This is a genomic window from Zobellella aerophila (assembly GCF_039539325.1).
In the GTDB taxonomy this organism is placed as follows: Bacteria; Pseudomonadota; Gammaproteobacteria; order Enterobacterales; family Aeromonadaceae; genus Oceanimonas; species Oceanimonas aerophila.
Window position 1 is genome coordinate 212,164 of sequence record NZ_BAABCX010000001.1, and the last position, 25,296, is coordinate 237,459.

Sequence of the window (25,296 nt, forward strand, 5' to 3'; positions counted from 1 at the left end):
CCGGTATTCCGCTCGCTTATGTCTCAATATGATGTGGTTATCAATGGTGCCGGCATGGCCGGTGCCATACTGGCATTAAGCCTGTCCAGGCTTATCCGGGCCGATGGCCGGCCGTTACAGGTAGCCGTGATTGAAACGGCCTCCCCTGATTTGGCTGCTCATCCGGGCTTTGATGCCAGGTGTATCGCCTTGGCCTGGCATAGCAGGGAGCTGCTCGACAGCCTGGGACTCTGGTCCCGGCTGGCGGAGCTTGCCACACCCATCACCCATATCCATGTCTCGGATCGAGGCCATTTCGGTCAGGTTCAGATGCAAGCCGGAGAATACCGGCTGCCGGCCCTGGGCTATGTGGTGGAGCTGCACCCGGTGGGGGCCCTGCTCTATCGGGCCATGGCCGAGACGGCCAATATTCACCTTTATTGTCCCGCCCAGATCGACGAGCTTGAACAGCAGCCACAGCGGGTCAGGCTGGTGCTGAGCGATGGCCGGAAGCTGTCTGCGGGTCTGCTGGTGGCGGCCGACGGGGTCCAGTCGCCTGTCCGGCGGCGGCTGGGGCTGCAAAGTGAACGCCTGGATTACGGCCAGAGTGCGGTGATCGCCAATATTGAAACCGGCATCATGCCGGACGGGCGCGCCTTCGAGCGTTTTACCGAGCAGGGGCCGGTGGCGCTGTTGCCCATGTCCGGCGGGCGCAGCTCCCTGGTATGGTGTGCCCACCCGGAGCAGGCCGCGGCCATTATGCAGCTGCCGGATGACGCCTTCTTGGCCCGCCTGCAGCAGCTCTTTGGCTACCGGCTGGGTCGTCTCAAGCGGGTAGGGCAGCGACACCTCTATCCCCTGGTGCTCGATCAACTGCTCAAACCCTGGCATCACAGATGCGTATTGGTGGGCAATGCCGCCCACCTGCTGCATCCCATCGCCGGCCAGGGCTTCAACCTTGGCCTGCGGGATGTGGCCGATCTGGTCGACTGCCTGGGCAAGGCCCTGGCCCGGGGGCAGGATATCGGCAGCTATCCGGTGCTGAGCGCCTATGGGGCCAAGCGGCAGGCGGATCAAGCCATCACTACCCGGCTGACCACCGGGCTGGCGCTGATGTTTTCCAATAATCACTGGCCGCTGGTGGCCGGTCGCAACCTGGGGTTGATGGCGATGGCCGGTATCCGGCCCTGGAAAGACAAGCTGGCGTGGCGCGCCATGGGCAAGAGGTAATTCATGCAAGCAGTAGATGTGATTATTATCGGCGGCGGCTTGGTCGGTCTGACCCTGGCACTGGCCTTGAAAGACACCGGATTGACGGCGGCGGTGGTCGAAGGTCAGGTGCCTGATGACCAGTTGCCCGAGATCCCCGACAACCGGGTCAGCGCCATTAACCTGGCGTCCCAGACCCTGTTCGAACGGCTGGGCGCCTGGCCCGGCGAGCGGCTCGGCCCCTATACCGAAATGGAGGTCTGGGAAGCGGACAGTTTCGGCCGCATTCATTTCTCCGCGCAAGACGTGCAGCAACCCAGGCTCGGCCATATCGTCGAAAACAGCCTGCTGCAACAGTCACTGCTGGCGGCGGCTCGGGCCAGCGCCCACATCCGGCTGCATATGCCAGCCCGGGCCAGCAAGATGGCGGCGGGGGAGCAGGGTGTATTCGTGCTGCTGGATGACGGCACCCCCATTACCGGTCGCCTGCTGGTGGGGGCGGACGGCGCCCGCTCTTCGGTGCGCGAACAGCTTAATCCCGGGCTGGTGGAATGGGATTATGATCATGCCGCCCTGGTGGCCACCATCCATACCGCCGAGCCCCATGACCAGACCGCCCGGCAAATCTTCCGTGGCCAGGAGATCCTGGCCTTCCTGCCCCTGGCCGATGCCCATCAATGCTCGATCGTCTGGTCCTGCCCGCCGGAGCGGGCCGAGGCTCTGACCCGGATGGATGACGCCGAATTCAACAAGGCCCTGTCCCACGCCTTTGATCTGCGCCTGGGTTTGTGCTGGGTGCTGGGGCCGCGGCAGAGCATCCCGCTGCGGGCTCGTTACAGCAAGCAATTCTGCGGCCCCCGCTGGGCGTTGGTAGGCGATGCGGCCCATACCGTACACCCGCTGGCGGGGCAGGGTGTGAACCTGGGCTTGCTGGATGCGGCCGCCCTGGCGGAAACCCTGGGCAAGATCCAGGCGCAAGGGGGCGATATCGGCCAGTACGAGCAGCTGAAAAGCTTCGAACGTTGGCGCAAGGCCGAGGCCGCCACCCTGCTGGCGGCCATGGAAGCGTTAAAACGCCTGTTCGGGCTGCGCCTGCCCCTGGCTCCGGTGATCCGTGGCCTGGGCCTGGGGCTGACCAACCGTTTGCCGCAGGTTAAACGCGTCTTTGCCGAGCATGCCCTGGGGACGAGCGGGCAGCTACCCGGGCTGTGTCAGCCTGAAAAAAACTAATCCGATGATGTTTTTTGATTAGTTTATCTTGGGCTTTTTCAGGCAGTTTGTCTGCAAATCAATCTGTGTTTCGCCTGTTTTTGTGTGATTTATTTTGTTTATAGAGCGATTTTACGGGGGTGATTAGTTATTTAAACCAAATGTTATGTTTTTTATGGCTTAAGATGTTGTTGTTTCATTTGTCACATACTTTTAACCTTCAGGTAATGATTAGTTTTTTTTGAGTGCTCCCCGGTTCTATCGGCGGTCCGCTTGAGTATAATCAAGGGGCAATATCGGATTATCGCTTACAGGCCGGGCCTGAAGAAAAGGATAGAGCCATGACTCAGCAAACAGTTTTGCATCCCCAGCACCTGGAAGCCGGTGCCAAGATGGTGGATTTTCACGGTTGGGATATGCCCATCAACTATGGTTCCCAGCTTGAGGAACACCATGCGGTCCGTCAGGATGCCGGCATGTTCGACGTCTCCCACATGACCATCGTCGACGTCAAGGGCAGCCAGGCCAAAGCCTTCCTGCAACGACTGCTCGCCAACGACGTGGCTCGCCTAACCCAGCCCGGCAAGGCCATCTACAGCGGCATGCTCAACGAACAGGGCGGCGTCATCGATGATCTGATCACCTATTACTTCGCCGACGACGACTATCGCATGATAGTGAACTCCGCCACCCGCGACAAAGATCTGGCCTGGATGAGCAAGCAGGCCCAGGGCTTTGATGTCATCCTCACCGAACGCCCCGAACTGGCGATGATCGCGGTACAGGGCCCCAACGCCAAGGCCAAGGCCGCCCAGGTGTTCACCGCCGAGCAGAATGCCGCGGTGGAAGGCATGAAACCCTTCTTCGGCGTGCAGTCCGGCGACCTTTTTATCGCCTCTACCGGTTACACCGGTGAAGACGGCTACGAGATCGTGGTTTCCGCCAGCGCCGCCGCCGAGCTGTGGAATGCCCTGCTGGCCGCGGGCGTGCGTCCCTGTGGCCTGGGCGCCCGGGATACCCTGCGCCTGGAAGCGGGCATGAACCTCTATGGCCAGGACATGGACGAAAGCGTGTCTCCCCTGGCCGCCAACATGGCCTGGACTGTCGCCTGGGAGCCGGCGGAGCGTGACTTTATCGGTCGTGCCGTGCTCGAAGCCCAGAAAGCCGAAGGCAGCCAGCCCAAGCTGGTTGGCCTGGTCATGAAAGAGAAAGGCGTGTTGCGCGCTGGCACCCAGGTGCGTTTTACCGACGAACAGGGTAATGAGCAACTTGGTGTTATTACTTCCGGCACCTTCTCGCCTACACTGGGACACAGCATCGCCCTGGCGCGGGTTCCCCGCAACATAGGTGCCGATGCGGAAGTCGAATTGCGTAAAAAATGGCTGCCGGTTTCTGTGGTCAAGCCCTCATTTGTCCGGTTCGGTAAAGCAGTCGCCGAATTTTAAGAACCAGTTTAAGCATCAAGAGGAACAACGAAATGAGCAATATCCCCAGCGAATTGAAATATGCCCAGTCTCACGAATGGGTTCGGGTTGAAGAGAATGGCGAAGCGGTGATCGGTATTACCGAGCATGCTCAGGACCTGTTGGGTGACATGGTGTTCGTTGAGCTGCCCGAAGTCGGCCGTAGCGTCGATGCCGGTGAAGATTGCGCCGTGGCCGAGTCCGTCAAGGCCGCTTCCGATATCTACTCCCCGGTCACTGGCGAAATCCTTGCCGTTAACGACGCGCTGGAAGACAGCCCCGAGCTGGTCAACTCAGATCCGTTCGGTGACGGCTGGTTGTTCCGCATCAAGCTGGCCGACGCGTCCGAGCTGGACGAGCTGCTGGATGCGGCCGGCTACGAAAACAGCATCGACGAAGAATAAGCACAAGCCCCCGAACAGGGGGCTTTGTTGATGTTTATTCATCCGGCGGCATTCGCTGCCGGATGGACGGTAAGGAGACCGCTTCTGCCACGACATGTCGGCGAAGCAAGTCCTTTGACCGACGCGCAACAATCCAATGTCAGACCTTGCCGGTAACTGAATCCCCCTGGGCCGGTTGTCTGTATGCCTCCAGGCTGCTGGCCTGTTAAGGAAGTGAATAAAATGACCCAGTCTTTGTTTGAACTTGAGCAGAATAATGAATTTATCGGTCGGCATATCGGCCCGTCCGAGCAGGATGTACAGGCCATGCTGGCCGTGGTCGGCGCCGAATCGCTGGACGACCTGATCCGCCAGACGGTACCTGCCAATATCCTCAACGACCAGCCCTTGGGCATCGGTGCCAGCCGCACCGAGGTAGAGGCCCTGGCTTACCTGAAATCCCTGGCCCGGAAAAACAAGGTCAACAAGAGCTATATCGGCATGGGGTATCACGACACCCATGTACCCCTGGTGATCCAGCGTAACGTGCTGGAAAACCCGGGCTGGTATACCGCCTATACCCCTTATCAGCCCGAGATTGCCCAGGGTCGCCTGGAAGCACTGCTCAATTTCCAACAACTGACTCAGGATCTGACTGGCCTGGATCTGGCCAGCGCCTCGCTGCTGGACGAAGCCACCGCCGCCGCCGAAGCCATGGCCCTGGCCAAGCGGGTCAGCAAGAACAAGAAAGCCAATATCTTCTTTATTGCCGATGACGTGCACCCGCAGACCATAGACGTGGTCAAGGAGCGTGCCGAGCACTACGGCTTCGAGATCAAAGTCGCCCCGGCCGACGCCGTGGTGGAGCACGAGGTATTCGGTGCCCTGTTCCAGTATCCGTCCACCACCGGCCAGGTCCGCGACATCAAGGGCCTGATCGAGAAGGTACAGGAGCAGAAAGGTATCGCCTGTGTGGCCGCTGACATTCTCTCCCTGGTGTTGCTGAAGGCCCCGGGTGCCCTGGGTGCCGATGTGGTACTGGGCAACGCCCAGCGCTTTGGCGTGCCCATGGGCTACGGTGGCCCGCACGCCGCCTTCTTCGCCACCCGCGACGCCCACAAACGCTCGCTGCCGGGCCGTATTATCGGTGTGTCCAAGGATACCCGTGGCAAGCCGGCCCTGCGCATGGCAATGCAAACCCGCGAGCAGCATATCCGCCGCGAAAAGGCCAACTCCAACATCTGTACCGCCCAGGTGCTGCTGGCCAACATGTCCAGCTTCTTCGCCGTGTACCACGGCCCCGAAGGCCTCAAGCGCATCGCCAACCGGGTTCACCGCCTGACCGATATCCTGGCGCTGGGCCTGCAGTCCAAGGGCGTTGCCCTCAAGCACGACACCTGGTTCGACACCCTGACCGTGGTGACCGCGGACAAGGACGCCATCATCAAGCGTGCCCTGGCCAAAGGTGCCAACCTGCGTACCGATCTGGACGGCGCCCTGGGCGTGTCGCTGTCGGAAACCACCACCCGTAATGATGTGGCCGAGCTGTTCGACATTTTCCTGGGTGAAGGCCATGGCCTGGATGTGGACGCCCTGGATACCAAGGCCGCCGCCGGCACCGATTCCATCCCGGCCGAGCTGCAGCGCGACAACGCCATCCTCGTCCACGAAGTGTTCAATAAGTATCACTCCGAAACCGAGATGCTGCGTTACATCCACAAGCTGGAAATGAAGGATCTGGCGCTCAACTACGGCATGATCTCCCTGGGCTCCTGTACCATGAAGCTCAACGCCACCGCCGAGATGGTGCCGGTGAGCTGGCCCGAATTTGCCCAGATCCACCCGTTCGCGCCGCTGGACCAGACTCAGGGTTATCAGCAGATGATTGCCGAGCTGGAAGACTGGCTGGTGAAGGTCACCGGTTACGACGCCATCTGCATTCAGCCCAACTCGGGCGCCCAGGGCGAGTATGCCGGCCTGCTGGCGATCAAGAAATATCACGAGTCCCGTGGTGAAGGGCACCGCGACATCTGCCTGATCCCGAGCTCCGCCCACGGCACCAACCCGGCCTCTGCCCAGATGGCCAACATGAAGGTGATCGTGGTGGCCTGCGACAAGAAAGGCAACGTCGACATGGCCGATCTCAAGGTCAAGGCGGCGGAAGCGGGCGAGAACCTGTCGTGCATCATGGCGACCTATCCGTCTACCCACGGCGTATACGAAGAGAGCATCCGCGAGATCTGCGAGATCATTCACAGCTACGGCGGCCAGGTGTATATGGACGGCGCCAACATGAACGCCCAGGTGGGGATTACCTCGCCCGGCTTTATCGGCTCCGATGTGTCTCACCTGAACCTGCACAAGACCTTCGCCATCCCCCATGGCGGCGGCGGCCCCGGCATGGGCCCTATCGGCGTCAAGGCGCACCTGGCACCGTTTGTGGCCGGCCATGCGGTAGTGAAAACCGACAAGGACAGCCGTGACAACGGCGCCGTGTCTGCCGCGCCGTTCGGCTCGGCCAGCATACTGCCGATCAGCTGGATGTACACCGCCCTGCTGGGCGACGAAGGCCTGAAGCGCTCCACCCAGCTGGCGATCCTCAATGCCAACTACCTGATGAAGAGTCTGGCCGAGGATTACTCCATCCTCTATACCGGCCGTAACGATCGCGTTGCCCACGAGTGCATCGTGGATATGCGCCCGCTGAAAGAGTCCAGCGGCATCAGCGAGCTGGACGTGGCCAAGCGCCTGAACGACTTTGGGTTCCATGCACCGACCATGAGTTTCCCGGTGGCCGGTACCCTGATGATTGAGCCGACCGAGTCCGAGTCCAAAGCCGAGATCGATCGTTTCATCAATGCCATGAAGCAGATCCGCGAAGAAATCCGTCAGGTGGAGAACGGCACTTGGACCCTGGAAGACAACCCCCTGGTCAACGCGCCGCATACCCAGGATGACGTGATGGACAACGAGTGGAACCGGGCCTACAGCCGCGAGCTGGCGGTGTTCCCGTCTGATGACGTGCGTCGCTCCAAGTTCTGGCCCACCGTCAACCGCATCGACGATGTGTTCGGCGACCGTAACCTGTTCTGCAGCTGTCTGCCCACCGAAGCCTACGGCGAGTAAGCGGATCACGGTTAGTTAAATCGGAAACCAAAAGGCCTTGCATCAAGCAAGGCCTTTTTTTGTTGGTACGCCAGCCTGGCGCTGTTCCGGTAAGTATGGCGGCGGCCGGATAATGTGGTAGTGCAAGTCCACTACCGGCCCGTCAAGAGAAAAGAGGCATGAGCCTATATCATTGCGGCGGCACCAGTAGAAAGTTTCCGAAATGTATTTTTTTCAGAAACTCCTGTTGCGCAATCGCGAGATCTTTAGGTTCGTAGGTTTTCGCCAGCAAGGGTTTGATTTCGCCTTTCTCAATATATTCGATCAGGTTTGGAAAGACAGGTTCATCCCATGCGATGCAACCGTTCAGGCTCAAATCCTTGAGATAGAAATCGCGCATATCCATGGTGACCATGGGGCCGGGTGCCTGCATCGGATGGGCAGGCGTTGCTTGCCCGGGACTTTGCCGTTTGCCTGGAGTAACAGGCGATGCACCTGAGTTTGTCTGACCGGGTGGTTGAGCCACGGGATGAATTGCAGATCAGGCCGATGACCGCCTCCGGGCAAATAGCCGGCTGGACCCAGGTCTGCAGCCGGGCCTTCGGCTACGCCATAGACGAGACCGTGATCCGGCGATAGCCGGGGAGCCCGAGGTTCGCCTGCGGCTGGCCGAACGCGAAGGGGAGGCGGTGGCCACCGCCTTGCTCAACAAGACGGGGGAGGTGATCGGTGTGCACCAGGTGGGGGTACCGCCGGAGCATCGGGGTAAGGGCATTGCCAATGGGCTGATGCAACGGCTGATTGCTGCCTGTCAGGATTGGGGAGACCGGCATATCACCCTGCAGGCCTCGGGCGCCGGCGAGGACTTGTACCGGCGGCAGGGTTTCGAGCCCAGGTTCAGGATCAAGAGTTACCGACGCCGCGAACCGATGCAGCAGGCCTAGTTGAGGCGCGGGTTCTTAGTCAGACAGCTGTTTCTCGGTGGTGATATAGGTGCCGGGGGCCTGGTAATAGTTAAATAGGGTGGCAGTTTTGTGATGTCCGGTCTGGCGGAACAACTCCGACAGGCTGAGCCCCACGCCCAAATAGAGGCTGCGTTCGTTGATCTGGGTCGGATCCGAATAGCCCCTTGCAAGATACCCGAGATGCAGCTCGCCGTATTTCAATACCCCTTGCTTGAAGGCATCGAAGCCGCTGAGCTTTAGCGCGACCAGGAATTTCGAATTCTGGTAGTCGGTGATGAAATCGGCCTGTTGTGGCTTAACTCCGTATTCCCAGCGGATGTCTATTTTTTCGGCCAGCTCCGGGTAAATGCTCAGATAATAGCTGGCGGTGCTGCCCACCCCATTGGCGATAACATCTTCATAAGAAAAGCCAAAGTCGCTGAACGAATCACCCACTTCCATATAGCCGAACACCGCAAACGCGCTGAGGGCGCCATAGAGGGCGGCATCCCCGGGCGTGAAACACCATTGTTCATAGAGGTAGCCAAGTCCCTGTGACGCGGCGTAAACGCTGTATAGGTGTCCCAGTTTATCGGCACCGCCCTCGTTGGTGTGCTGACCAAACCAGCCTTCCGACTGCGCATGGGGGACCCGGCTGAAATAATCCCAGTTGGCCACTCCCCACAGGGTAATCAGGCCGGTACCGGCCAGCAACACGGTTTGCAGCTTTTGCTGCTGTTGGGCCCCAGGCAGCACCTGCTCGCACGCAGCCTGGGCGTTGTTGGTGCAGGCCCAGGAAAACAGCACAGGCACCAGCGGTAAGGCACCCAGCCGCCTCTTGTCGGTCAGCAGTGTCACGTCAATCCATCATTCGTCGGTAACATGCTAGAAGGTTAGCAGGCTGGTGCCACCTTGGAATGTATTGTCCCGGGTCTAGGGTGTGTCCCGTTACCCTGCATTCATGTCGCCGAGGCTGTGGCGCTCCGGGGCAAGGCGCTTAGCGTGCCGTTTGGTGGGCCCACATCAGCGGTAAGCTCGCGGCCACGAAACGGCACAGCCTCAGCCCTTCGGGTCGCGGTCCAAAAGGCAAGGCCAGACCCAGGCTTGCCGGATACCGGCCGCGAGACCGGTATTTTTTTGCCGCTTGTCCCGGTCATTGTCATTAAGGTCCGTTATGGTTCGGATCTGAGCCGGATATCATTGAGGTAAATACAATGAACAAACTCCTTTTTTCCCCTTTTTTACGCGCGAGTGTCTGCTCACTGGTGTTGGCCCTGCCCGTTGTCGTGCAGGCCGAAGCACCCGAGGTCATCGAGCTGACTCAGACCGGCTGTCAATTTGTCGAAAGCGAGAATGGTGTTGATCACGGCTATACCACCAGGACCAAGGCCGACTGCGAGCGGATCAATGCCCAGACCGCCGATGAGCGGCTGATGCAGGCCCGGACACTGGAGCTCGAACCCGGTCGCTATATCTTCAGGGTGACTAACAAGAATGTGTCCTATGAGCTGGGGTTCTGGTTGCGGGGCGCCAGCCTAGTGGACCGAGCCTTGTTGCCCAGCGTCTCCGGCGGAGGCCTGGTAACGGGAACCAGCCAGGACTATGAAATCGAGCTTGAACCCGGCGAATATCTTTATTCCTGTCCGCTGAATACCACCCCCGACTACCGGCTGAGTGTCAAAGGCTAGGGTGTGTTCCGTTACTGCGCATTAATTACGCTTCGGGGTAAGGCGCTTGCCGTGGAGTTTGGTGATCCCACATCAGCGTTCAGCAACGCGGCAACGGAGCGGCCCGGCCTCTCGGCCCTTCGGGTCGCGCCCTGTCGGGGCGGCGACGACATTATGAACAGTACCGGGACACAGCCTAGGCCGTCTCTTACCGATGTGATTTAAACAAGACCAAGGGAGGGGTCTTGTTTTTTTGCCATGCACGGCCAGATCATGACCTATTGACGTTCTGCGTGCCGGATGCGGTTGCGTAACGCCGACTATACTCAGCGTTTCAACCGTAACGTCAGGAGTCACCATGAACCGGAATTATGAAGCAGAAAGGGCCGCACTGCTGGAGGATGTGAAGCAGGTACTCAAGGATGCTGAAGCGCTCTATAAGGCGGCCGTCGATGATGGCACCCAGGAAGGCAAAGAGCTGAAGGAAAAGCTGAAGGCACAGTTGCACAGGGCGCAGCAGCAGTTTTCAGAGCTGGAAAGCTCGCTGGTGGAGCGAACCCGACAAGCGGCGGCACATACCGACGATCTGGTGCACAAGAATCCCTACCAGGCGATGGGCATAGCGGCCCTGATCGGCTTGGTGCTGGGGGCCTTGCTGAGCCGTAATGGCCGCTGAGTCGGCAGGATTACGGGGTGCCGTTGGCCGGCCGTCGAGGCTGCAACGGGAGCGACATCCTCGGCTATCATGGTCACTATCTTACTCAGAAGGACGGGTCTATGAGCGGTCAGATCAATTCGCTGAAGGAATTGTTGCATACCATTACCGAGTTGCTGTTTGTCCGCTTTAAGATGGCTCGCATCGAGTTTGTGGCACAGAAAGAGCGCATGGTGCAGTTGGGCATACTGGCGGCTTCGGCGGTTTTCTTATTCTTTATGTCCTACATCAGCCTGTTATTCGGCCTGAACCTGGTGCTTTCGCCTTCGGCCAGGATCTGGGTGTTTTTCGGACTGGCGGCGGGCTTGTTGCTGATGATGTGCTGGGCGCTCTGGGCCATTCACAGGAATCTTGCCGGTCAGAGACAATTCCTGGCCGAGACGCTGCGTGAGTTACAGGAAGACGTCGCCTATATCCAGGGTAAAAAGACCATGTCGGATCTGTCTTTGAAGGAGTGAGCCGATGCATAAATCATTGCGGCAGGAACGGCAGTTACTCCAGCTACAGGCAGAGGCGCTGCGGCTGAAGCTATTGACCAATCAACTGCGCCGCCAGCAACAGCAGGCGAAGCCGGATTTGCTGGAGCTGGTCAGCAAACTGCCGCAGGCCGGGATGCTCTGGCGGCTGGCCAACATGCCCCGCAAATTGCGCAACAAGCTGCTGCTGGGCGCCGCCTTGCTGGCGGTTATTTATCTGCGTTCCTGAGCCCCTGACAATGTTCTGACCTCGGTATGCCTTAACCCAGGTGTTCCAGGGGCAGGGCGGTTTCCCGCTTGATCCGGCGCAGCACGAAGCTGGAGCGGACCCCGGTCACCCCTTCCAGGCGGGTCAGCTTGCCCAGCAGGAACTGCTGGTAGTGCTCCATGTCGCGCACCACCACCTTCAGCTGATAGTCGGCATCGGTGCCGGTGATCAGATCACACTCCAGCACCTCGGGAAAATCGGCCATGGCCTTGTCAAATGCCTCGAAGCGATCCGGGGTGTGGCGATCCAGGGAGATATGAATGTAGGCCTGCAGGCTCAACCCCAGCCGAGCGGCATCGAGCAGGGTCACATGGTCGGCGATCAGGCCGGCTTCCTCCAGTGCCTTGACCCGACGGGAGCAGGGGGAAGGGGACAGACCGACCCGCTCGGCCAGCTCCAGGTTGCTGATGCGGCCATTACGCTGCATCAATTCAAGGATCCGGCGATCGGTACGGTCGAGTTGTAATGGGTTGCTCAAATTTACATTACCTGGCAATAGTTGTTTTAATTTAATTATAAATGGAGTGAATGATTGCTAAAAGAATGTTTTTTAAGGTTATCTTTGCAACCACTCCCCCGGCATTGTTGGTTATCATGTATCCATCTTCTGGGAACAGGCAGGCCGATATCCTCGGATTCTGCCGCAAGCCGGACTACCCGACCGGCAAGCACCCCGAACGCCTTTCGCCTAATCCGGCGCCGGGCAGGGAGCCAGGGCCAAAAGCCCGGGCCCAAAGGAAGACACAAGGCAGCAGCAGCCAGAAACAACAAGAGCGCCAATCGGCGCTCTTGTTGTTTCTGGCTGCTCTATTTAAGGAAGGTCCAATGGACCCGGCAGTCGCCGGAGCCGGACGGTCAGGCACTTTCCCCTTGCGCCGTCGCCACCTTGGCGGGGCGGAACTTGAGCAGGAAGGCGACGGTAAACACCAGGGTGACCGCCAGGCCAATATAGGTAGCCGGCTGCAGGGCCAGGCCGAAGCCGATTTCCGCATTGGCTAGGTAGGTGAAGGTCACCGCCGTCATAAAGATGGCGGGAATGGTACATACCCAGTGCAGCTTGCCTGCTTTCGCCAGATAGGCGGCGGCGGCCCAGAGCATGATCATGGCGGTGGTCTGGTTGGCCCAGCCGAAGTAGCGCCAGATCACACCGAATTCAGCCTGGGTGATCAGGTAGCCGACCACGAACATGGGCACGGCGATCAGCAGACGCTTGGGCAGGGCCTGTTGTCCCAGCTTGAGGAACTCGGCCACGATCAGCCGGGCACTGCGAAACGCGGTATCGCCGGAGGTGATCGGCAGTATCACCACCCCCAGGATGGCGAGCACGCCGCCGACGGTGCCCAGCAGGTTGGTGGACACCTCATGGACCACGGCCGCCGGACCGCCGCTGGCGAGGGTGGCATTCAGCGCATCGGTACCTTCATAGAAGGACAGGCCCAAGCTGCACCAGATCAGTGCTATCACGCCTTCGCCGATCATGGCGCCGTAGAAGATGAAGCGGCCGGAGCGCTCGTTCTGCATACAGCGGGCCATCAGCGGTGACTGGGTGGCGTGGAAACCGGACACGGCACCACAGGCGATGGTGATAAACAGCAGCGGCCACAGGGGCAGGCCTTCGGGATGCAGGTTGGCGAAATCGATACCGGTCTGGTAGAAGCCCTTGCCGCTAAAGGCCTGGCCGAGCAGCAGGCCGACCGACATAAATACCAGCAGGGCACCGAACAGTGGATAGAAGCGGCCGATGATCTTGTCGATGGGCACCAGGGTGGCCAGTATGTAATAACCGAAGATAATGGCGACCCAAATGGTGACCGCCATGCCGGACAGGTTGCCGAGCAGCTTGGCCGGGCCCAGCACGAACACCACGCCCACCAGCAGCAGCAGGATCACCGCGAAGATATTCATGAAATGCTTGGCGATACTGCCCAGCTGCTCGCCCACCACGGTCGGTACCGAGGCACCTTTGGCGCGCACCGACAGCATGCCGGAGAAATAATCATGGACGGCGCCGGCGAAGATACAGCCGAAGACGATCCACAGCATGGCTACGGGGCCGTAGAGAGCCCCCAGGATGGGGCCGAAGATGGGGCCCAGGCCGGCAATATTGAGCAGCTGCACCAGGTAGATTTTTTTATCCGACATGGGCACATAGTCGACGCCGTCGGCCATGGTGATGGCCGGGGTATCCAGTTCCGGACGGGGCCCGAATAACCGCTCGATAAACTTTCCGTAGCTGAAGTAGCCGGCGACCAGCAGGCCGGTACAGAGTAAAAACCACAACATAAGCGCAACTCCTTGGCTGAATGGGTGTGTCGTGGTCAGTGTAGGGAGTCGCTTAGAAAAAGCCCGCCCTGTTTGGGTAAGCGGTCATATAGGATGTTAAGCGGTTGTAAGTAACCTGTGAGCGACGGGTGTCGTGATCCGGGTCACGGCAGCTGCAGACCCAGCCGGCTTTTCAGTGTCTTCAGGTAGCGTCGGCTGACCGGCAAGGTATGGCCCAGCTGGGTTTCCAGCTCGGCGCTATGGTTATCCCGCAAGGTGATTTCCCGGATGGCATCCGCCTTCACCAGGTACTGGCGGTGGACCCGCAGCAGGGCGGTGCGCTGCTCTAGCACCTTGAGGGTCAGCTGGGTATGGTATTCCCCTTCCCGGGTGACCAGATGGACCCCGCCCAGATCGGAATAGATGTATTCCACTTCTGCCAGCGGCACCAGCCGGATGCGTTGTTGCTGATAGCCGGGGATGGTGGTTAGGGGCGGGGTCACGGGACCCAGATCCTGGGGGGGAAGCGTTTGTTTGAGGCGGTCCAGGGTCTTCTGCAGCCGGGGCTTGGACACCGGCTTGAGCAGATAATCGAAGGCATTGTCCTCGAAAGCCTGGATGGCATATTCATCGTGGGCGGTGACGAACACCACCCGGGGGATCTGCTTGGGATCCAGCATCGACAGCAGTTCCAGGCCGCTGATCTTCGGCATCTGGATATCGAGGAAGACCACCTCGGGTCTGTGTTGTTGCAGCAGCGCCATGGCTTCCAGGGCGTTACCGGCCTCGGCCAGGACGGTGACCCCGCCCAGCTCGCGCAACAATTCCGCCAGCTCGGCGCGGGCATAGGGTTCATCATCGACGATCAGGGCGCTGATCATGTGCGGGCCTCCTGCTGGGGAAGTGAAACGGTCACCTGGGTCCATCGTTCGGGCTCCACCCTGATGTCGACCCCGAAGTGCGTTCCGTAGAGGCACTTCACCCGTTTGTCGACCAGGCTCAGGCCCAGGCCGTCGCCGTCGGCCCTGGCCTGATAGGTGCCGGCATTGTCGGTGACCCTGAGCTTGACCACGCCGGCTTCGATGCCGGCGGTGACCCGGATCTGCCCCTGCTCGAGCAGGGTGGAAACACCGTGTTTGATGGCGTTCTCGATGATGGGTTGCAGGGTAAAGGTAGGCAGTCGCAAGCCGAGCAGCGGCTCGGGAATATCAAAGCTCACTTCCAGCCGGTCGTTGAAGCGGGCCTGCTCGATGGCCAGATAGGCAACCACGTGTTCCAGCTCTTCGGCCAGCGTGGTTTGCTCGCCGGATCGCTTGAGGTTCTTGCGGAAGAAATTCGACAGATGCAGCAACAGCTCCCGCGCCTTGTCCGGTTCCCGACGGGTGATGGCGCCTATGGTGTTGAGGGCATTGAACAGGAAATGGGGGTTGACCTGGGCATGGGCCAGCTTGAGTTCGGATTGGGTGAGCAGCTGTTGCTGCTGCTCGAGCCGGCCGGTCAGCAGCTGGTGGGCCAGCAGGCTGGCGATGCCTTCGCCCAGGGTGCGGTTGATCTTCAGGAACAGGCGCTTCTTCGGCTCATAGAGTTTGATGGTGCCGAGGATGCAGGTTTCTCCCCGAATGGGGATCACCAGCACCGAGCCGAGCTGGCAATCCTCGGCCAGGGAGCAGGCATAGGGCACTTGGTAGCCGTCGGCAAATTTGACCTCATGGTCACGGATCGCCTTCAGGGTCAGGGGAGAGGAAATGGCGGCGCCGGGCCTGTGGTGTTCATGACCCAGGCCGGTGAAGGCCAGGAGCCGTTCCCGGTCGGTAACGGCCACGGCGGCGACCCCGGTTTCTTCATGGAGGATACGGCAGATCTGTTGGGCGGACTCGCTATTCAGCCCTTTGGCCATGATGCCGACGGTGCGCTGGGCTATGTTCAGGGCCCGGGCGGAAAAACTGCTGGAGAATTTTTCGTACATGGTCTTCTGGTCGCGGATCATGCTGATAAACAACGCGGCACCGGTGGCGTTGTTTATCAGCATGGGCGCGGCTATCACCTGTACCAGGGCCAGGGCCTGCCCGAAGGGCTTGGCCACCAGCAGTATGGTGGCCATCTGCAGGGTTTCGGCCGCCAGGGTAGTGGCAAACGCCACCCAAGGGGAAAACAGTCTGGCCATCTCGCCCCGCTTGACCAAGCGGTAGTGGACCAGGCCGCCCAGCAGGCCTTCGAGGGTGGTGGAAATGGCACAGGCCAGATCGGTAAAGCCGCCCATCGAATAGCGGTGCAGGCCGCCGGTCAGGCCGACCAGCAGTCCGGTGACGGGGCCGCCCAGCAGGCCGCCGAGCACGGCACCCACCGCCCGGGTATTGGCGATGGCATCCTGCACTCCCAGACCAAAATAGCTGCCCATGATACAGAAGCCGGAAAACACCAGATAGATGACCATCTTGTGCGGCAGGCGGATGGAGTAGTTCACCATCGGCTTAAACAGGGGGGTTTTCGACAGCAGGTAGGCGATGACCAGAAACACGCTCATCTGCTGCATCAGGGAAAAAATTAACGACATCGACAGGATCCCGGAGTGCTTCCAGCGCCGCCGCACCGGCAGGTACAGCTCAAAATATGGCCGCTGGTGAGCCGTTAGGGTAGGGCAACGGTGGGGCGGGAGCAAGATGTGTGTTATCGGAGCAGGGCAGTTGTTGATGTAAAAAAGCGCCGTATGGCGCTTAAATAGGTAACCTTGATACCGCTAACTTATTGTTGTAAAGACAGGAGCCAGGAGCGAATGCAGACTCGTCATCAACCCATCCATGGGGGCTCCACTGCGCCATCTGACCGCCAGGGATGGCGGGAATGCCTGAACGACAGGAGCATTTCCCGGCCCTGGCACAGAGGGTCTGCTTATCGGCTCCTGACGTCGGTCAGAAACGGTTATTACTGCTCAAGCGGTTTTGGTTTGGCCGGCAGGGCGCATCATCCTGATGGCCTTTTTCACCAGCGGCAACAGCAGGGACAGTCCGGTGAGGATCAGCAGCCACATGGAGATCGGCTTGTCGACAAAGGTCATCCAGTCACCGCCGGAGATCTGCAGCGCCCGGCGCATGGATTCTTCCATCAGCGCACCCAGGATCAGCGCCAGGATCAGCGGTGCCGAAGGAAAGCCGAACAGCCGCATGCCGAGGCCCATCAGCCCGAAGCCGAGTAACAGCAACAGGTCGAATACGTTAAAGCTCATGCCGTATACGCCTATCATGCAGAAGATCAGGATCATGGCCAGCAGCAGCGGTTTGGGCATGTCCAGGATGCGGGCGATATAGGGGATCAGCGGCAGGTTCAGCACCAGCAGGAAGATATTGCCCACATACATGCTGGCGATCACCCCCCAGAACACATCCGGGCGCTGCTCCAGCATCATGGGACCCGGGGTCACCCCCATGACCAGCAGGGCGCCGAGCAGCACTGCCGTGGTGCCGGAGCCGGGTACCCCCAGGGTGAGCAGGGGCACGAAGGAGCCACCACAGGCGGCGTTGTTGGCCGCCTCGGGGGCCGCGACCCCCTTGATGTTGCCTTGGCCGAAGCTGTCGCCGTCTTTGGCCAGACGCTTTTCCAGGATGTAGCCCAGGAAGGAGCCGACGGTGGCGCCGGCGCCGGGCAGCACCCCGACCAGGAAACCGAGCACCGAGCTGCGCCCGACCGGACCGGCGATGTCCTTGACCTCTGATTTGCTGAGCCTGAGCGACCCTATTCTGTTACGGGGCTGCTCTTTGGCGCTGCCGCCCTTGAGCAGCATATAGAAGACTTCCGCCAGGGCGAACACCCCGAGGGCGACCACCAGGAAGTCGATTCCGTCGATCAGCTCCAGGCTGCCGAAGGTGTAGCGTTCGGTGCCGGTCTGCAGATCGATGCCGACGATGGAAATCATCATGCCGATCACGGCGGCGATCAGGCCTTTTATCAGGGACTTGTCCGACAGGCTGATCACCGCGGTCAGGCCCAGTACCATCAGCGCGAAATATTCCGCCGGGCCGAAGCTGACCGCGACCCTGGACAGCAGCGGGGCGACTAGCATCAGGCCAATCACCGAGACGGTGCCGCCGACGAAGGAGGCATAGGCGGCAATGGCCAGCGCCTTGCCCGCCTGGCCTTTCTTGGCCATGGGGTAGCCGTCGAAGGAGGTGGCGACAGTGCCCGCCACGCCCGGGGCGTTGAGCAAAATGGAGGAGGTTGAGCCGCCGAAGATGGCGCCGTAATAGACACCGGCCATCAGGATCAGGCCGGATGCCGGATCCATGCTGAAGGTGATGGGGATCATCAGTGCCAGGGCACTGATGGGACCCAGGCCGGGCAGCATGCCGATAATGGTGCCGGCGAACACGCCGACAAACACATAAAAGATATTCATCGGGTCCAGGGCGATGCCAAAGCCGTAAACCAGACTCTCAAAAGAATCCATCATAGTCGTAAACCTCGTTCCCTGATCAAAAGGGCAGCACGCCGCTAGGCAGATGCACGTCCATCACGTAGCTCATCAGCAGATAGAGCGACAGCACCACCCCGGTGGATACGGCCAGATTAATCAGATGATGACGATAGCCATAGTAACTGGCCAGGCCGAAGCAGAGGCCGGTCGAGGCCAGCACAAAGCCCAGGGGCTGCAATAAAAAGGCGTAGCCGGCGATGGCCACGGAGGTGACCGTCACCCGCATGGGCGGGCTGAAGAAAAAGGGGCCGGGCTGGGCCTGGGTCTCTTCTTCCACCGGTTGCCCGGTTTTTTCAAAGAACAGCAATACCGCCAGTATCAGCAACGACAGCCCTAGAACCTTGGGGAACAGCTCGGAGTCTACCGGCCGGGGAAGCGGAAAGGTGGGAATATGGAAGGCCATCCACACATAGCCCGCCGCCAGCAGGCCGATGATGATGGCCAGTCTTTGATTGAGATTAAGTTTTTGCATACTAATACCTGTCTGCCTGAGGGCGGCGGGCATGGCCCACCGCCTGCCGGTTAGCGCTTCAGTAATCCTAGATCGCCCAGGACCGAGCTGAACTGTGCCTGCTGTTGATCGAGGAAGGCACCGAACTCGGCACTGTTCTGGTAGGCGTCGAGCCAGCCCAGCTGAGTGCTGGCTTGTTTCCAGGAGTCGGTTTCCATCATGCGGGCGAACAGTTTCTCGTAATAGGTCCGGGCCTCGGCAGAGATGTGCTTCGGCGCCATCACCCCGCGCCAGATATCGAAGGTGTAGTCATAGCCCTGTTCCTTGAAGGTGGGCACATCGGCCAGGGCCCCGGTCAGACGCTCCGGTGACGACACCGCAATGGCGCGCAGCTCGCCACCCTGCAACTGGCCGACCGATTCGCCGGCGCCGCCGATTACCGCTTCAACATGTTTGCCCATCAAGCTGATCATGGCCTCGCCGCCACCGGAAAAGGCGATGTAGTTGACCTGGCGGGGCTCCAGGCCCGCCTCGGCCGCGGCACCGGCGATAGCGATATGATCCATGGAGCCCGCCGCCGAGCCGCCGCCGACACTCAGGCCCGGGTTGGCTTCGATGGCCGCGAACAGATCACCTATGGTCTGATAGGGGGAGTCTGCGCGTACCAGCACGATGGAGTAATCGGTGCTGATGCGGGCGATGGGGGTAAAGTCCTTGTGGCTGAAACGGGAAGTCCCGGCCAGTGGCACCAGGATAATGGGCGGGCTGGTGGCGAACAATTTGTTGTCATTCTTGTCGTCCCGGGCAATCTGGGCCCAGGCCACGGCGCCGCCGCCGCCGGGGATATTAATGGCGGCAAAGCTCTGTTCGGACAGCTTTTCGGCGCGGATTACGTTGGCCATGGTGCGTACCAGGGTATCCCAGCCGCCGCCCGGATTGGCCGGGGCTATGTATTCCACCGCCCGGGTGGGTTGCCAGTCCTGGGCCTGGGCTGCCGAGGTGCCACCGAGGGCCATTGCGGCCAGGGGCAGGGCCAGCAGGGACCAGTGTTTGAAGGGTTTGCGCAATGGTTGGAACATGCAGTACTCCTTGGTTCGTCCTTGTTAAGTTTCAGTGACAAAATAAGCGCGACCCTGTTAACGGACAATATTTCCGCCATAAGTTGAAAAAACGGCATTAAGGAGATTTTGTTTATATTGTTCACGGGGGCGGGAGGGCTGCCGAAAGGGAATCGACGAACCGGGCGGGGGCTGCTATTGCTTAAGGGTTAACGGTCATTCTGAAGATGAGGTATGCCATGTCCAGTCATGTCTACAAGCTGATAGAAGTTGCCGGTACATCCCCCCTTGGCTACGATGATGCCATCAAGCAGGCGGTAGCCAAGGCTGCCGAGACGGTGGATCATCTGGACTGGTTCGAGGTCATGGAAATGCGTGGCCATATCAAGGACGGCCAGATCGCCCATTTTCAGGTGGTGCTAAAAATCGGTTTCCGGCTCGATTGAGTCTATGGTCAGCCTTTAAGCCGGTAGCGGCGCTCGGGGCGGCCGACTTCCCCGTAGTCCTGCTCGGCACAGGCGATGCCCTGGGCGACCAGGTATTCCAGGTAGCGGCGGGCGGTGGAGCGGCTGGCGCCGATGGCCTTGGCCAGGTTGACCGCCGTCTGCGGCGACCCGGCCTGCTCCATGGTGCCAACGACGGTTTCCAGGGTCAGCTTGTCTATGCCCTTGGGCAAGACGGCGCCACCCGCTCGGGGGGCGGCTGGCGTGGTCTGATGCCGGTTCAACGCCTGATCCAGCTCTTCCTGGCTCATTTCCTGTTTCTGTTCGAGCAGGGTCCGCTCCTGGCGAAAACGGCTGAGCATATGGGCCATGCGCTCGCTCTGGGTGGGCTTGATCAGGTAGTCGAACACGCCGCCGCGCAGGGCCTCCTGAATGGTGTCTACCTCCTTGGCGGCGGTGACCATGACGATATCGATATGGCGGTAGTGCTGGCGGATTTCCCACAGCAGTTCCAGGCCGGTGGCATCGGGGATATAGGCATCGAGCAACACCAGGCTGACCTGCCCGCCCTGCTGCCCGAGAAAGGCGAGGGCCTCGGCCCGGGTCTTGGCGGTATGCAACACCCTGAATCCCGGGGTTTGCTCCACAAACTGCCGGTTGATGTCGGCAATGCGAAAATCGTCTTCAACGATCAGCACACCGTATTGTTTCAAGGTCATGGTGCCTTGTCCTCGTTCAGGGCCATCCGGGTCTTGGCCAGGGTCACAATAAAACAGGCGCCGCCCAGATCGCCGTCTTCCAGGCTGATATCGCCGCCGTTTTCCAGGCACAGCTGGCGCACCAAGGCCAGTCCAATGCCTCGGTGGCGGCCGGGCTTGGTGGAAAAACCATCTTGGAAGATATGGGCCATCAAGGCCGGATCCACACCCGGACCATTGTCTTCAACCTCGAACAGCAGTTGTTCACCCAGATCGGTAAAGAACAGCCGGATCCTGGACTGGTGCTGGCCACCCTGCAGGGCGGCGTCGACCGCATTGTTGAGCAGGTTGCCCAGTACCGAGATCAGCACATCCTGGCCCCGACCACTCAGCCGGGTATGGAGCGCGCTGTCCTCGACCAGCTCGAGCCGTACCCCCTTTTGCTCCGCATAGGCCATCTTGCCCAGCAGTATGCCGCCGACCAGGGGATCGGCGATATGCTCCAGCACGGTGGCCAGCCGGGCCTGCTCCCGGTCGGTTTCCTGGCGGATCAGGGACAGTGCCTGTTGCGGTTTGTTCAGCTGCAGCAGGCCGGAAATGGTATAGAGTTTGTTGGAAAACTCATGGGCCTGCACCCGCAGGGCATCCATGTCCTTGTTCACCGTCTTCAGTGCCAGAGACAGCTCGAGGATCTCCTGACGGCTGCGAAAGGTGGCCACGGCGCCTTCTATCTTGCCTTCGTGCACGATAGGGACCCGGTTGACCACCACTGGGTGTTCGCCTATCCACATTTCCTGATTGAACTGGCGCTCGCCGCTGGACAGTACCTCCCGCATCTTGGAGTTGGGCACCAGTTCCTGTACCGGTCGGCCGAGTGTGCTGGATTCATCCGGTAAATCGAGCAGTCGTCTGGCCGCTTGGTTGAGGAGGGTGATGTGGCCTTCTTGATTGACCGCCACTATGCCTTCATGAATGGAATGCAGTATGGCGTCTTTTTCCATCACCAGGCGGGCGATTTCGTGGGGTTCTAGCCCGAGGATCACCTTTTTGAAGTGATGGGCCAGCCACCAGGCACCGCACAGGCCCAGCAACAGCATCAAGCCAATCAGGCCCCAGCTGAGGGCCAGGTAATTATCGATGTCGACATCGACCTTTTCCAGCATAAAGCCCACCGACACCAGGCCGATGATCTCGCCTTGGGCATTGACCACCGGGGCCTTGCCGCGGATGGCCTCGCCCAGGGAGCCTTCGGCCTGGGAGAAATAAGCTTCTCCGCCGAGCAGGGCCCGTTCGTTGTCGCCGCCCACCATCGGCAGCCCCAGGCGCTCGGGCAGGGGATGGGCGTAACGAATACCCTCTTGGTTACCCACCACCACGTAGCGTGCGCCGGTGGCGATGCGTACCTGTTCGGCCAGGGGTTGAATGACGCGGGCGGGGTCGGGGGTATCAAACGCCTGGATCAGCTCCGGCATCAGCGCCACCGTCTGGGCTACCATCATGGCGCGCAGGCCCATCTGCTCGGTGATGATCTGCCCCTGGCGGTGGTTGAGGTAGGCGCCTTGTACCAGCAGGGTGGCCACCACCAGGGTGCCGACCAGCAGCAGTACCTGAGTGCGAAAAGCCAGCGGCTTGAATAAAAAAAGGTTTTTCTGTGACACCCGGTTACCGCCTGACTGAATACTGACAGCCCAGTTTAACAGCCGGTGTGCGGCTGCCAACACCGGCAGGCAAAGAATGTGCACCGCACCTCAGCTGCGGTAGTCGCCGATATCGGGACGACGACTGGGGCCGTTCAATGCCAGATCGACCGGATGAAAGGCCTTGAGCGCTTCGTAGCAGAAATCACCCACGGCCCGGTGCAGGGCCTGGGGATCATGATTGGTAATGATGATCACGCTTTTGGACAGGTTGCGCCGCCGGCGCAGCAGGTGCCCGAGGAAGCTGGACTGGCTTTCGGCGAGCTTGCTGCGGTTGGCGGCGACTTCATCCAGGATCAGCAGGTCGACTTCCTCCAGTGCCCGTCGGTACTGGTTGCGGCTGTCCTGATCTTCGATCACCCCGAAAAACAGCCGATCCACCACCGAGGCCCACTGCTGGAAGATCACCGACTTCTGATGGCGCTGGATCAGCTCGTGGGCGATGGCGCCGGCCAGGGTGGACTTGCCGGTGCCGAAACTGCCATAGATCAAAATGGCGGTGCCGCCTTTCTGCTCCCAGTGATCGAAGGCATTGATAAAGTGGTGCGCGGTTTCGATATGGTGGGCCAGTACGGGATCCCTGTGATCCATGTTGTTGAAGGTCCAGTCCGGATTCATGTCCGCCTGGGCCAGCAGGCGTTCGGTGCGTTTCTGGCGGGCTTCTGCCTGGGCCAGACGCACCTCTTCGTTGGCCTGCTGTTCATAGTGTTTTTTGAGGGTGTCGTAATCGTAGTGCGGCAGGCGCCCGTCGGCACGCAGCCGCTGGATCCGGGCCAGCAGCCCGTGCACCTGTCCCTGGCTGACGGCGTCCGGTGACAAGTCTTTCTGCGGGCGTTGGCGACGGCGACGGGCGATATCGGCCAGATCGGCGGCAATTTCTTCAGGCGTCTTTTTCATTGCTGTCTCCATCGGCCTGGCCACTCAGACGGCGGGCCTCTTCAATCATTTGCCGGGCGCGCTTGCTGGGCTCGGCATCGGCTTTGGCAGGCTGTTGCTGATAGCCGTCGGTGACGGCCGGCGGACGCTTGATGCTGCGCTTGTTTTTCAGGGTACGCACAAACTTCAGGGTCCACTGGTGCTGGTTTTCAAATACTTCGGGCCGTCCCAGCCAGTAGGCGATAAATTCTCCCAGCTCGGGTTCATCGAACCGGCTGTCGAGCAGGCCGCACAACTTGGCCAGCCCCTCAAACTGCGGGTCCGGGCGCCAGTCGCCATGCATGGCAAACTGCCGGGCGGGCAGGGGAGCAAGCCCACTCATGTCCTTGAGCGGCAGCTTGAAGCGGGCGCCGTGATAATGCTGGGCTCGAGGTTTGTCCACCAGCTGCAACAAGCCTGCCTGTTGTAACTCTTCGAGCAATGCGGTCAGCGCGGCGGGCGTTACCCGATAGCGATACTCGCCGTCGGCACTGATCGCCAGGGCCTTGCCCAGCTGCGGATAATCCAGCGGTTGGGTCTGGTCGCCTCGTGCCATGTGTCTGAGATACAGGATATACAGGCTGCGGGCCGGGTGAGCAAGCCGGGGTGAGGTCAGCGCTTGGTATTCTGCCGGGGTCATAAAGCCAGTGTGGGTGCATGGGACCGCCATTATCCAATAAAGCGGCGGCAGAATACAGTAAACCGCCTTCAAGCTTTCGCTCCGGCCATAATCGGCTAGGCTCAGGGTATGACTTTAACAATATGAAGCCCGATCGATGTTTGACTCCGCTCCCCTGATATTACTGATAGAGGATGATCCCGTTTTCCGTCGTTTGATGGTGGCTTACCTCGAGCTGTGGGGAGCCAGGGTGATGGAGGCCGAAGACGGAGCCGAAGGGCTGAACATGGTGGCCAGACAGCGGCCCGATCTGGTGCTGAGCGACTTATTGATTCCCGAGTTAGACGGCCATGAGATCGTCGCCAGCCTCAAGCAGCAGTATCCTGATTTGCCGGTGATCGTGATTTCCGGACAGCAAAAAATGGCGGATGTGGCCCGGGTGTTACGTTCCGGAGCAGAGGATTATCTGATTAAGCCGATCAGAAACTGGAGCATGGTGGCCGAGGTGATCGCCGCCAGCCTGCGACCCGAGCAGGGACGGCTGATCGCCGAGTTCAGCGATCATCTGGCCTATTATCGTCGCCAGGATATCGCCGCCAGCCGGCTGTTGCTGTCATTGCAGCCCAATCAAAATTTTCAAATGGGTCCTTGGCGTCTGAACTGCCAGCAAAGCTCTCCCTGGGTACTGACCGAATGCGTGGTGCTCAACAACAACCTGCTGTTGCTGCTGGCGGAGTTCGACCCCCTGAATATGGATACGCCGGTGGTGATGACCCTGGTGACCTTCCTGCTCAACGGCCCCTTGCGCCAATACCAGCGCGGCGAACACCGGTTGCTGGATAGCCCGGCCCAAACCCTGGAATATATCAACTGCCTGATCCTGGACGCCGGCTTGGATACCCGGGTCAACCTGGTATTGATCAAGCTGGATGCGGACAAGGGCATTGCCAATATCGCCAATGGCGGCATGCAGGGCACCGACTGGCTGGAGGCATGCAATGCGGGGCCCCTGGGGTGTCCTCGGCTGGTCGCCAGCCAGAGCAATCGGCCTTTTGCCCTGCCCTGGAAGCTGACCATGACCGGCGGCTTTGGTAGTGAAATCCAACTGACCGCCAGCCACCAAAGCCTGCCTTATGCCAATGCCGGCTAGCGGTCTAATGCCTGTCTCTTAGTCACCAATCGTCGGCATCGCCTGCGAAGCCAGGCATCAGCAGGGTTGCCTCCTCCGACACGCAAAGCACCTTGCCCCGAAGCGGCACCCACTTAC

The 25,296-nt window shown here is 60.2% G+C and carries 26 protein-coding genes; 13 read left to right on the forward strand and 13 right to left on the reverse strand.

What is annotated here, in order from left to right:
* Window positions 1–18 precede the first annotated feature (18 nt).
* The 5 genes from ubiH (at window position 19) to gcvP (ending at window position 7,369) form a co-directional block, all read left to right on the forward strand.
* Window positions 19–1,209 carry a 2-octaprenyl-6-methoxyphenyl hydroxylase gene (gene ubiH, locus ABD806_RS00980; RefSeq protein WP_344953752.1) on the forward strand — a complete coding sequence of 397 codons (1,191 nt, stop codon included), beginning with the start codon at window positions 19–21 and terminating at the stop codon, window positions 1,207–1,209.
* Between the two features lie 3 nt (window positions 1,210–1,212).
* Window positions 1,213–2,418, forward strand: a complete 1,206-nt coding sequence (locus ABD806_RS00985; protein ID WP_344953755.1) for an FAD-dependent monooxygenase — start codon at window positions 1,213–1,215, stop codon at window positions 2,416–2,418.
* A gap of 320 nt (window positions 2,419–2,738) precedes the next feature.
* Window positions 2,739–3,842, forward strand: coding sequence for a glycine cleavage system aminomethyltransferase GcvT (gene gcvT, locus ABD806_RS00990; RefSeq protein ID WP_344953758.1), 1,104 nt, complete (start codon window positions 2,739–2,741; stop codon window positions 3,840–3,842).
* A gap of 32 nt (window positions 3,843–3,874) precedes the next feature.
* The gene (gene gcvH / locus ABD806_RS00995; protein ID WP_344953761.1) at window positions 3,875–4,264 is read left to right on the forward strand and encodes a glycine cleavage system protein GcvH; all 390 of its coding nucleotides are present in this window, start codon (window positions 3,875–3,877) and stop codon (window positions 4,262–4,264) included.
* 222 nt (window positions 4,265–4,486) lie between these two features.
* Window positions 4,487–7,369 carry an aminomethyl-transferring glycine dehydrogenase gene (gene gcvP, locus ABD806_RS01000; RefSeq protein ID WP_344953764.1) on the forward strand — a complete coding sequence of 961 codons (2,883 nt, stop codon included), beginning with the start codon at window positions 4,487–4,489 and terminating at the stop codon, window positions 7,367–7,369.
* A gap of 169 nt (window positions 7,370–7,538) precedes the next feature.
* Here the strand turns inward: gcvP and ABD806_RS01005 are convergent, their stop codons facing one another.
* A complete protein-coding gene (locus tag ABD806_RS01005; RefSeq protein ID WP_344953767.1) occupies window positions 7,539–7,763 on the reverse strand; it encodes an MDR/zinc-dependent alcohol dehydrogenase-like family protein in 225 nt (74 codons plus the stop codon).
* 74 nt (window positions 7,764–7,837) lie between these two features.
* On the opposite strand from ABD806_RS01005, the gene ABD806_RS01010 reads away from it, so the two are divergent.
* Together ABD806_RS01010 and ABD806_RS01015 are read left to right on the forward strand one after the other, a co-directional pair.
* Window positions 7,838–7,987, forward strand: a complete 150-nt coding sequence (locus ABD806_RS01010) for a hypothetical protein (RefSeq protein ID WP_344953770.1) — start codon at window positions 7,838–7,840, stop codon at window positions 7,985–7,987.
* The gene (locus ABD806_RS01015; RefSeq protein WP_344956398.1) at window positions 7,984–8,292 is read left to right on the forward strand and encodes a GNAT family N-acetyltransferase; all 309 of its coding nucleotides are present in this window, start codon (window positions 7,984–7,986) and stop codon (window positions 8,290–8,292) included. The genes ABD806_RS01010 and ABD806_RS01015 overlap by 4 nt, the downstream gene beginning before the upstream one ends.
* Before the next feature lie 15 nt (window positions 8,293–8,307).
* Here ABD806_RS01015 and ABD806_RS01020 read toward each other — a convergent pair whose 3' ends face one another.
* On the reverse strand, window positions 8,308–9,150 hold the full coding sequence (locus ABD806_RS01020) for a DUF2279 domain-containing protein (RefSeq protein WP_344953773.1): 843 nt from the start codon (window positions 9,148–9,150) through the stop codon (window positions 8,308–8,310).
* Window positions 9,151–9,506: 356 nt separating this feature from the next.
* Here ABD806_RS01020 and ABD806_RS01025 point away from each other — a divergent pair, with 356 nt between their 5' ends.
* The 4 genes from ABD806_RS01025 to ABD806_RS01040 all read left to right on the forward strand — a co-directional run bounded on the left by ABD806_RS01025 (window position 9,507) and on the right by ABD806_RS01040 (window position 11,379).
* Window positions 9,507–9,980, forward strand: a complete 474-nt coding sequence (locus ABD806_RS01025) for a hypothetical protein (protein ID WP_344953776.1) — start codon at window positions 9,507–9,509, stop codon at window positions 9,978–9,980.
* A 337-nt stretch (window positions 9,981–10,317) separates the two neighbouring features.
* Window positions 10,318–10,635 (forward strand): ElaB/YgaM/YqjD family protein, encoded by a 318-nt coding sequence (locus ABD806_RS01030; protein WP_344953779.1) that lies wholly within the window; start codon window positions 10,318–10,320, stop codon window positions 10,633–10,635.
* 101 nt (window positions 10,636–10,736) lie between these two features.
* Window positions 10,737–11,132, forward strand: a complete 396-nt coding sequence (locus ABD806_RS01035; RefSeq protein ID WP_344953782.1) for a phage holin family protein — start codon at window positions 10,737–10,739, stop codon at window positions 11,130–11,132.
* Between the two features lie 4 nt (window positions 11,133–11,136).
* Window positions 11,137–11,379, forward strand: a complete 243-nt coding sequence (locus ABD806_RS01040) for a hypothetical protein (protein WP_344953785.1) — start codon at window positions 11,137–11,139, stop codon at window positions 11,377–11,379.
* A gap of 31 nt (window positions 11,380–11,410) precedes the next feature.
* Here the strand turns inward: ABD806_RS01040 and ABD806_RS01045 are convergent, their stop codons facing one another.
* The 7 genes from ABD806_RS01045 to ABD806_RS01075 all read right to left on the reverse strand — a co-directional run bounded on the left by ABD806_RS01045 (window position 11,411) and on the right by ABD806_RS01075 (window position 19,678).
* On the reverse strand, window positions 11,411–11,896 hold the full coding sequence (locus ABD806_RS01045) for an Lrp/AsnC family transcriptional regulator (RefSeq protein ID WP_344953788.1): 486 nt from the start codon (window positions 11,894–11,896) through the stop codon (window positions 11,411–11,413).
* Between the two features lie 377 nt (window positions 11,897–12,273).
* Window positions 12,274–13,701 (reverse strand): carbon starvation CstA family protein, encoded by a 1,428-nt coding sequence (locus ABD806_RS01050; protein ID WP_344953791.1) that lies wholly within the window; start codon window positions 13,699–13,701, stop codon window positions 12,274–12,276.
* A gap of 143 nt (window positions 13,702–13,844) precedes the next feature.
* Entirely contained in the window at window positions 13,845–14,561 is a 717-nt protein-coding gene (btsR, locus tag ABD806_RS01055; RefSeq protein ID WP_344953794.1) for a two-component system response regulator BtsR, read from the reverse strand.
* Window positions 14,558–16,234, reverse strand: coding sequence for a LytS/YhcK type 5TM receptor domain-containing protein (locus ABD806_RS01060; protein ID WP_344953797.1), 1,677 nt, complete (start codon window positions 16,232–16,234; stop codon window positions 14,558–14,560). Before ABD806_RS01060 ends, btsR begins: the two co-directional genes overlap by 4 nt.
* Before the next feature lie 375 nt (window positions 16,235–16,609).
* Window positions 16,610–18,124: a tripartite tricarboxylate transporter permease gene (locus tag ABD806_RS01065; protein WP_344953800.1), complete on the reverse strand. Its 1,515-nt coding sequence runs from the start codon at window positions 18,122–18,124 to the stop codon at window positions 16,610–16,612.
* A 22-nt stretch (window positions 18,125–18,146) separates the two neighbouring features.
* Window positions 18,147–18,620 (reverse strand): tripartite tricarboxylate transporter TctB family protein, encoded by a 474-nt coding sequence (locus ABD806_RS01070; RefSeq protein ID WP_344953803.1) that lies wholly within the window; start codon window positions 18,618–18,620, stop codon window positions 18,147–18,149.
* A 50-nt stretch (window positions 18,621–18,670) separates the two neighbouring features.
* Entirely contained in the window at window positions 18,671–19,678 is a 1,008-nt protein-coding gene (locus ABD806_RS01075; protein WP_344953806.1) for a tripartite tricarboxylate transporter substrate binding protein, read from the reverse strand.
* Between the two features lie 218 nt (window positions 19,679–19,896).
* Between ABD806_RS01075 and ABD806_RS01080 the strand changes: the two genes are divergently transcribed.
* On the forward strand, window positions 19,897–20,103 hold the full coding sequence (locus tag ABD806_RS01080; protein ID WP_344953809.1) for a dodecin: 207 nt from the start codon (window positions 19,897–19,899) through the stop codon (window positions 20,101–20,103).
* Window positions 20,104–20,111: 8 nt separating this feature from the next.
* Here ABD806_RS01080 and ABD806_RS01085 read toward each other — a convergent pair whose 3' ends face one another.
* The 4 genes from ABD806_RS01085 to ABD806_RS01100 all read right to left on the reverse strand — a co-directional run bounded on the left by ABD806_RS01085 (window position 20,112) and on the right by ABD806_RS01100 (window position 24,050).
* A complete protein-coding gene (locus tag ABD806_RS01085; protein ID WP_344953812.1) occupies window positions 20,112–20,819 on the reverse strand; it encodes a response regulator in 708 nt (235 codons plus the stop codon).
* A complete protein-coding gene (locus ABD806_RS01090) occupies window positions 20,816–22,456 on the reverse strand; it encodes an ATP-binding protein (RefSeq protein ID WP_344953815.1) in 1,641 nt (546 codons plus the stop codon). Before ABD806_RS01090 ends, ABD806_RS01085 begins: the two co-directional genes overlap by 4 nt.
* 90 nt (window positions 22,457–22,546) lie before the next feature.
* Window positions 22,547–23,392, reverse strand: a complete 846-nt coding sequence (locus ABD806_RS01095; protein WP_344953817.1) for a DnaA ATPase domain-containing protein — start codon at window positions 23,390–23,392, stop codon at window positions 22,547–22,549.
* The gene (locus tag ABD806_RS01100) at window positions 23,376–24,050 is read right to left on the reverse strand and encodes a DnaT-like ssDNA-binding domain-containing protein (protein ID WP_344953819.1); all 675 of its coding nucleotides are present in this window, start codon (window positions 24,048–24,050) and stop codon (window positions 23,376–23,378) included. Before ABD806_RS01100 ends, ABD806_RS01095 begins: the two co-directional genes overlap by 17 nt.
* A 136-nt stretch (window positions 24,051–24,186) precedes the next feature.
* Here ABD806_RS01100 and ABD806_RS01105 point away from each other — a divergent pair, with 136 nt between their 5' ends.
* On the forward strand, window positions 24,187–25,179 hold the full coding sequence (locus tag ABD806_RS01105; RefSeq protein ID WP_344953821.1) for a response regulator: 993 nt from the start codon (window positions 24,187–24,189) through the stop codon (window positions 25,177–25,179).
* Window positions 25,180–25,296: the final 117 nt, after the last annotated feature.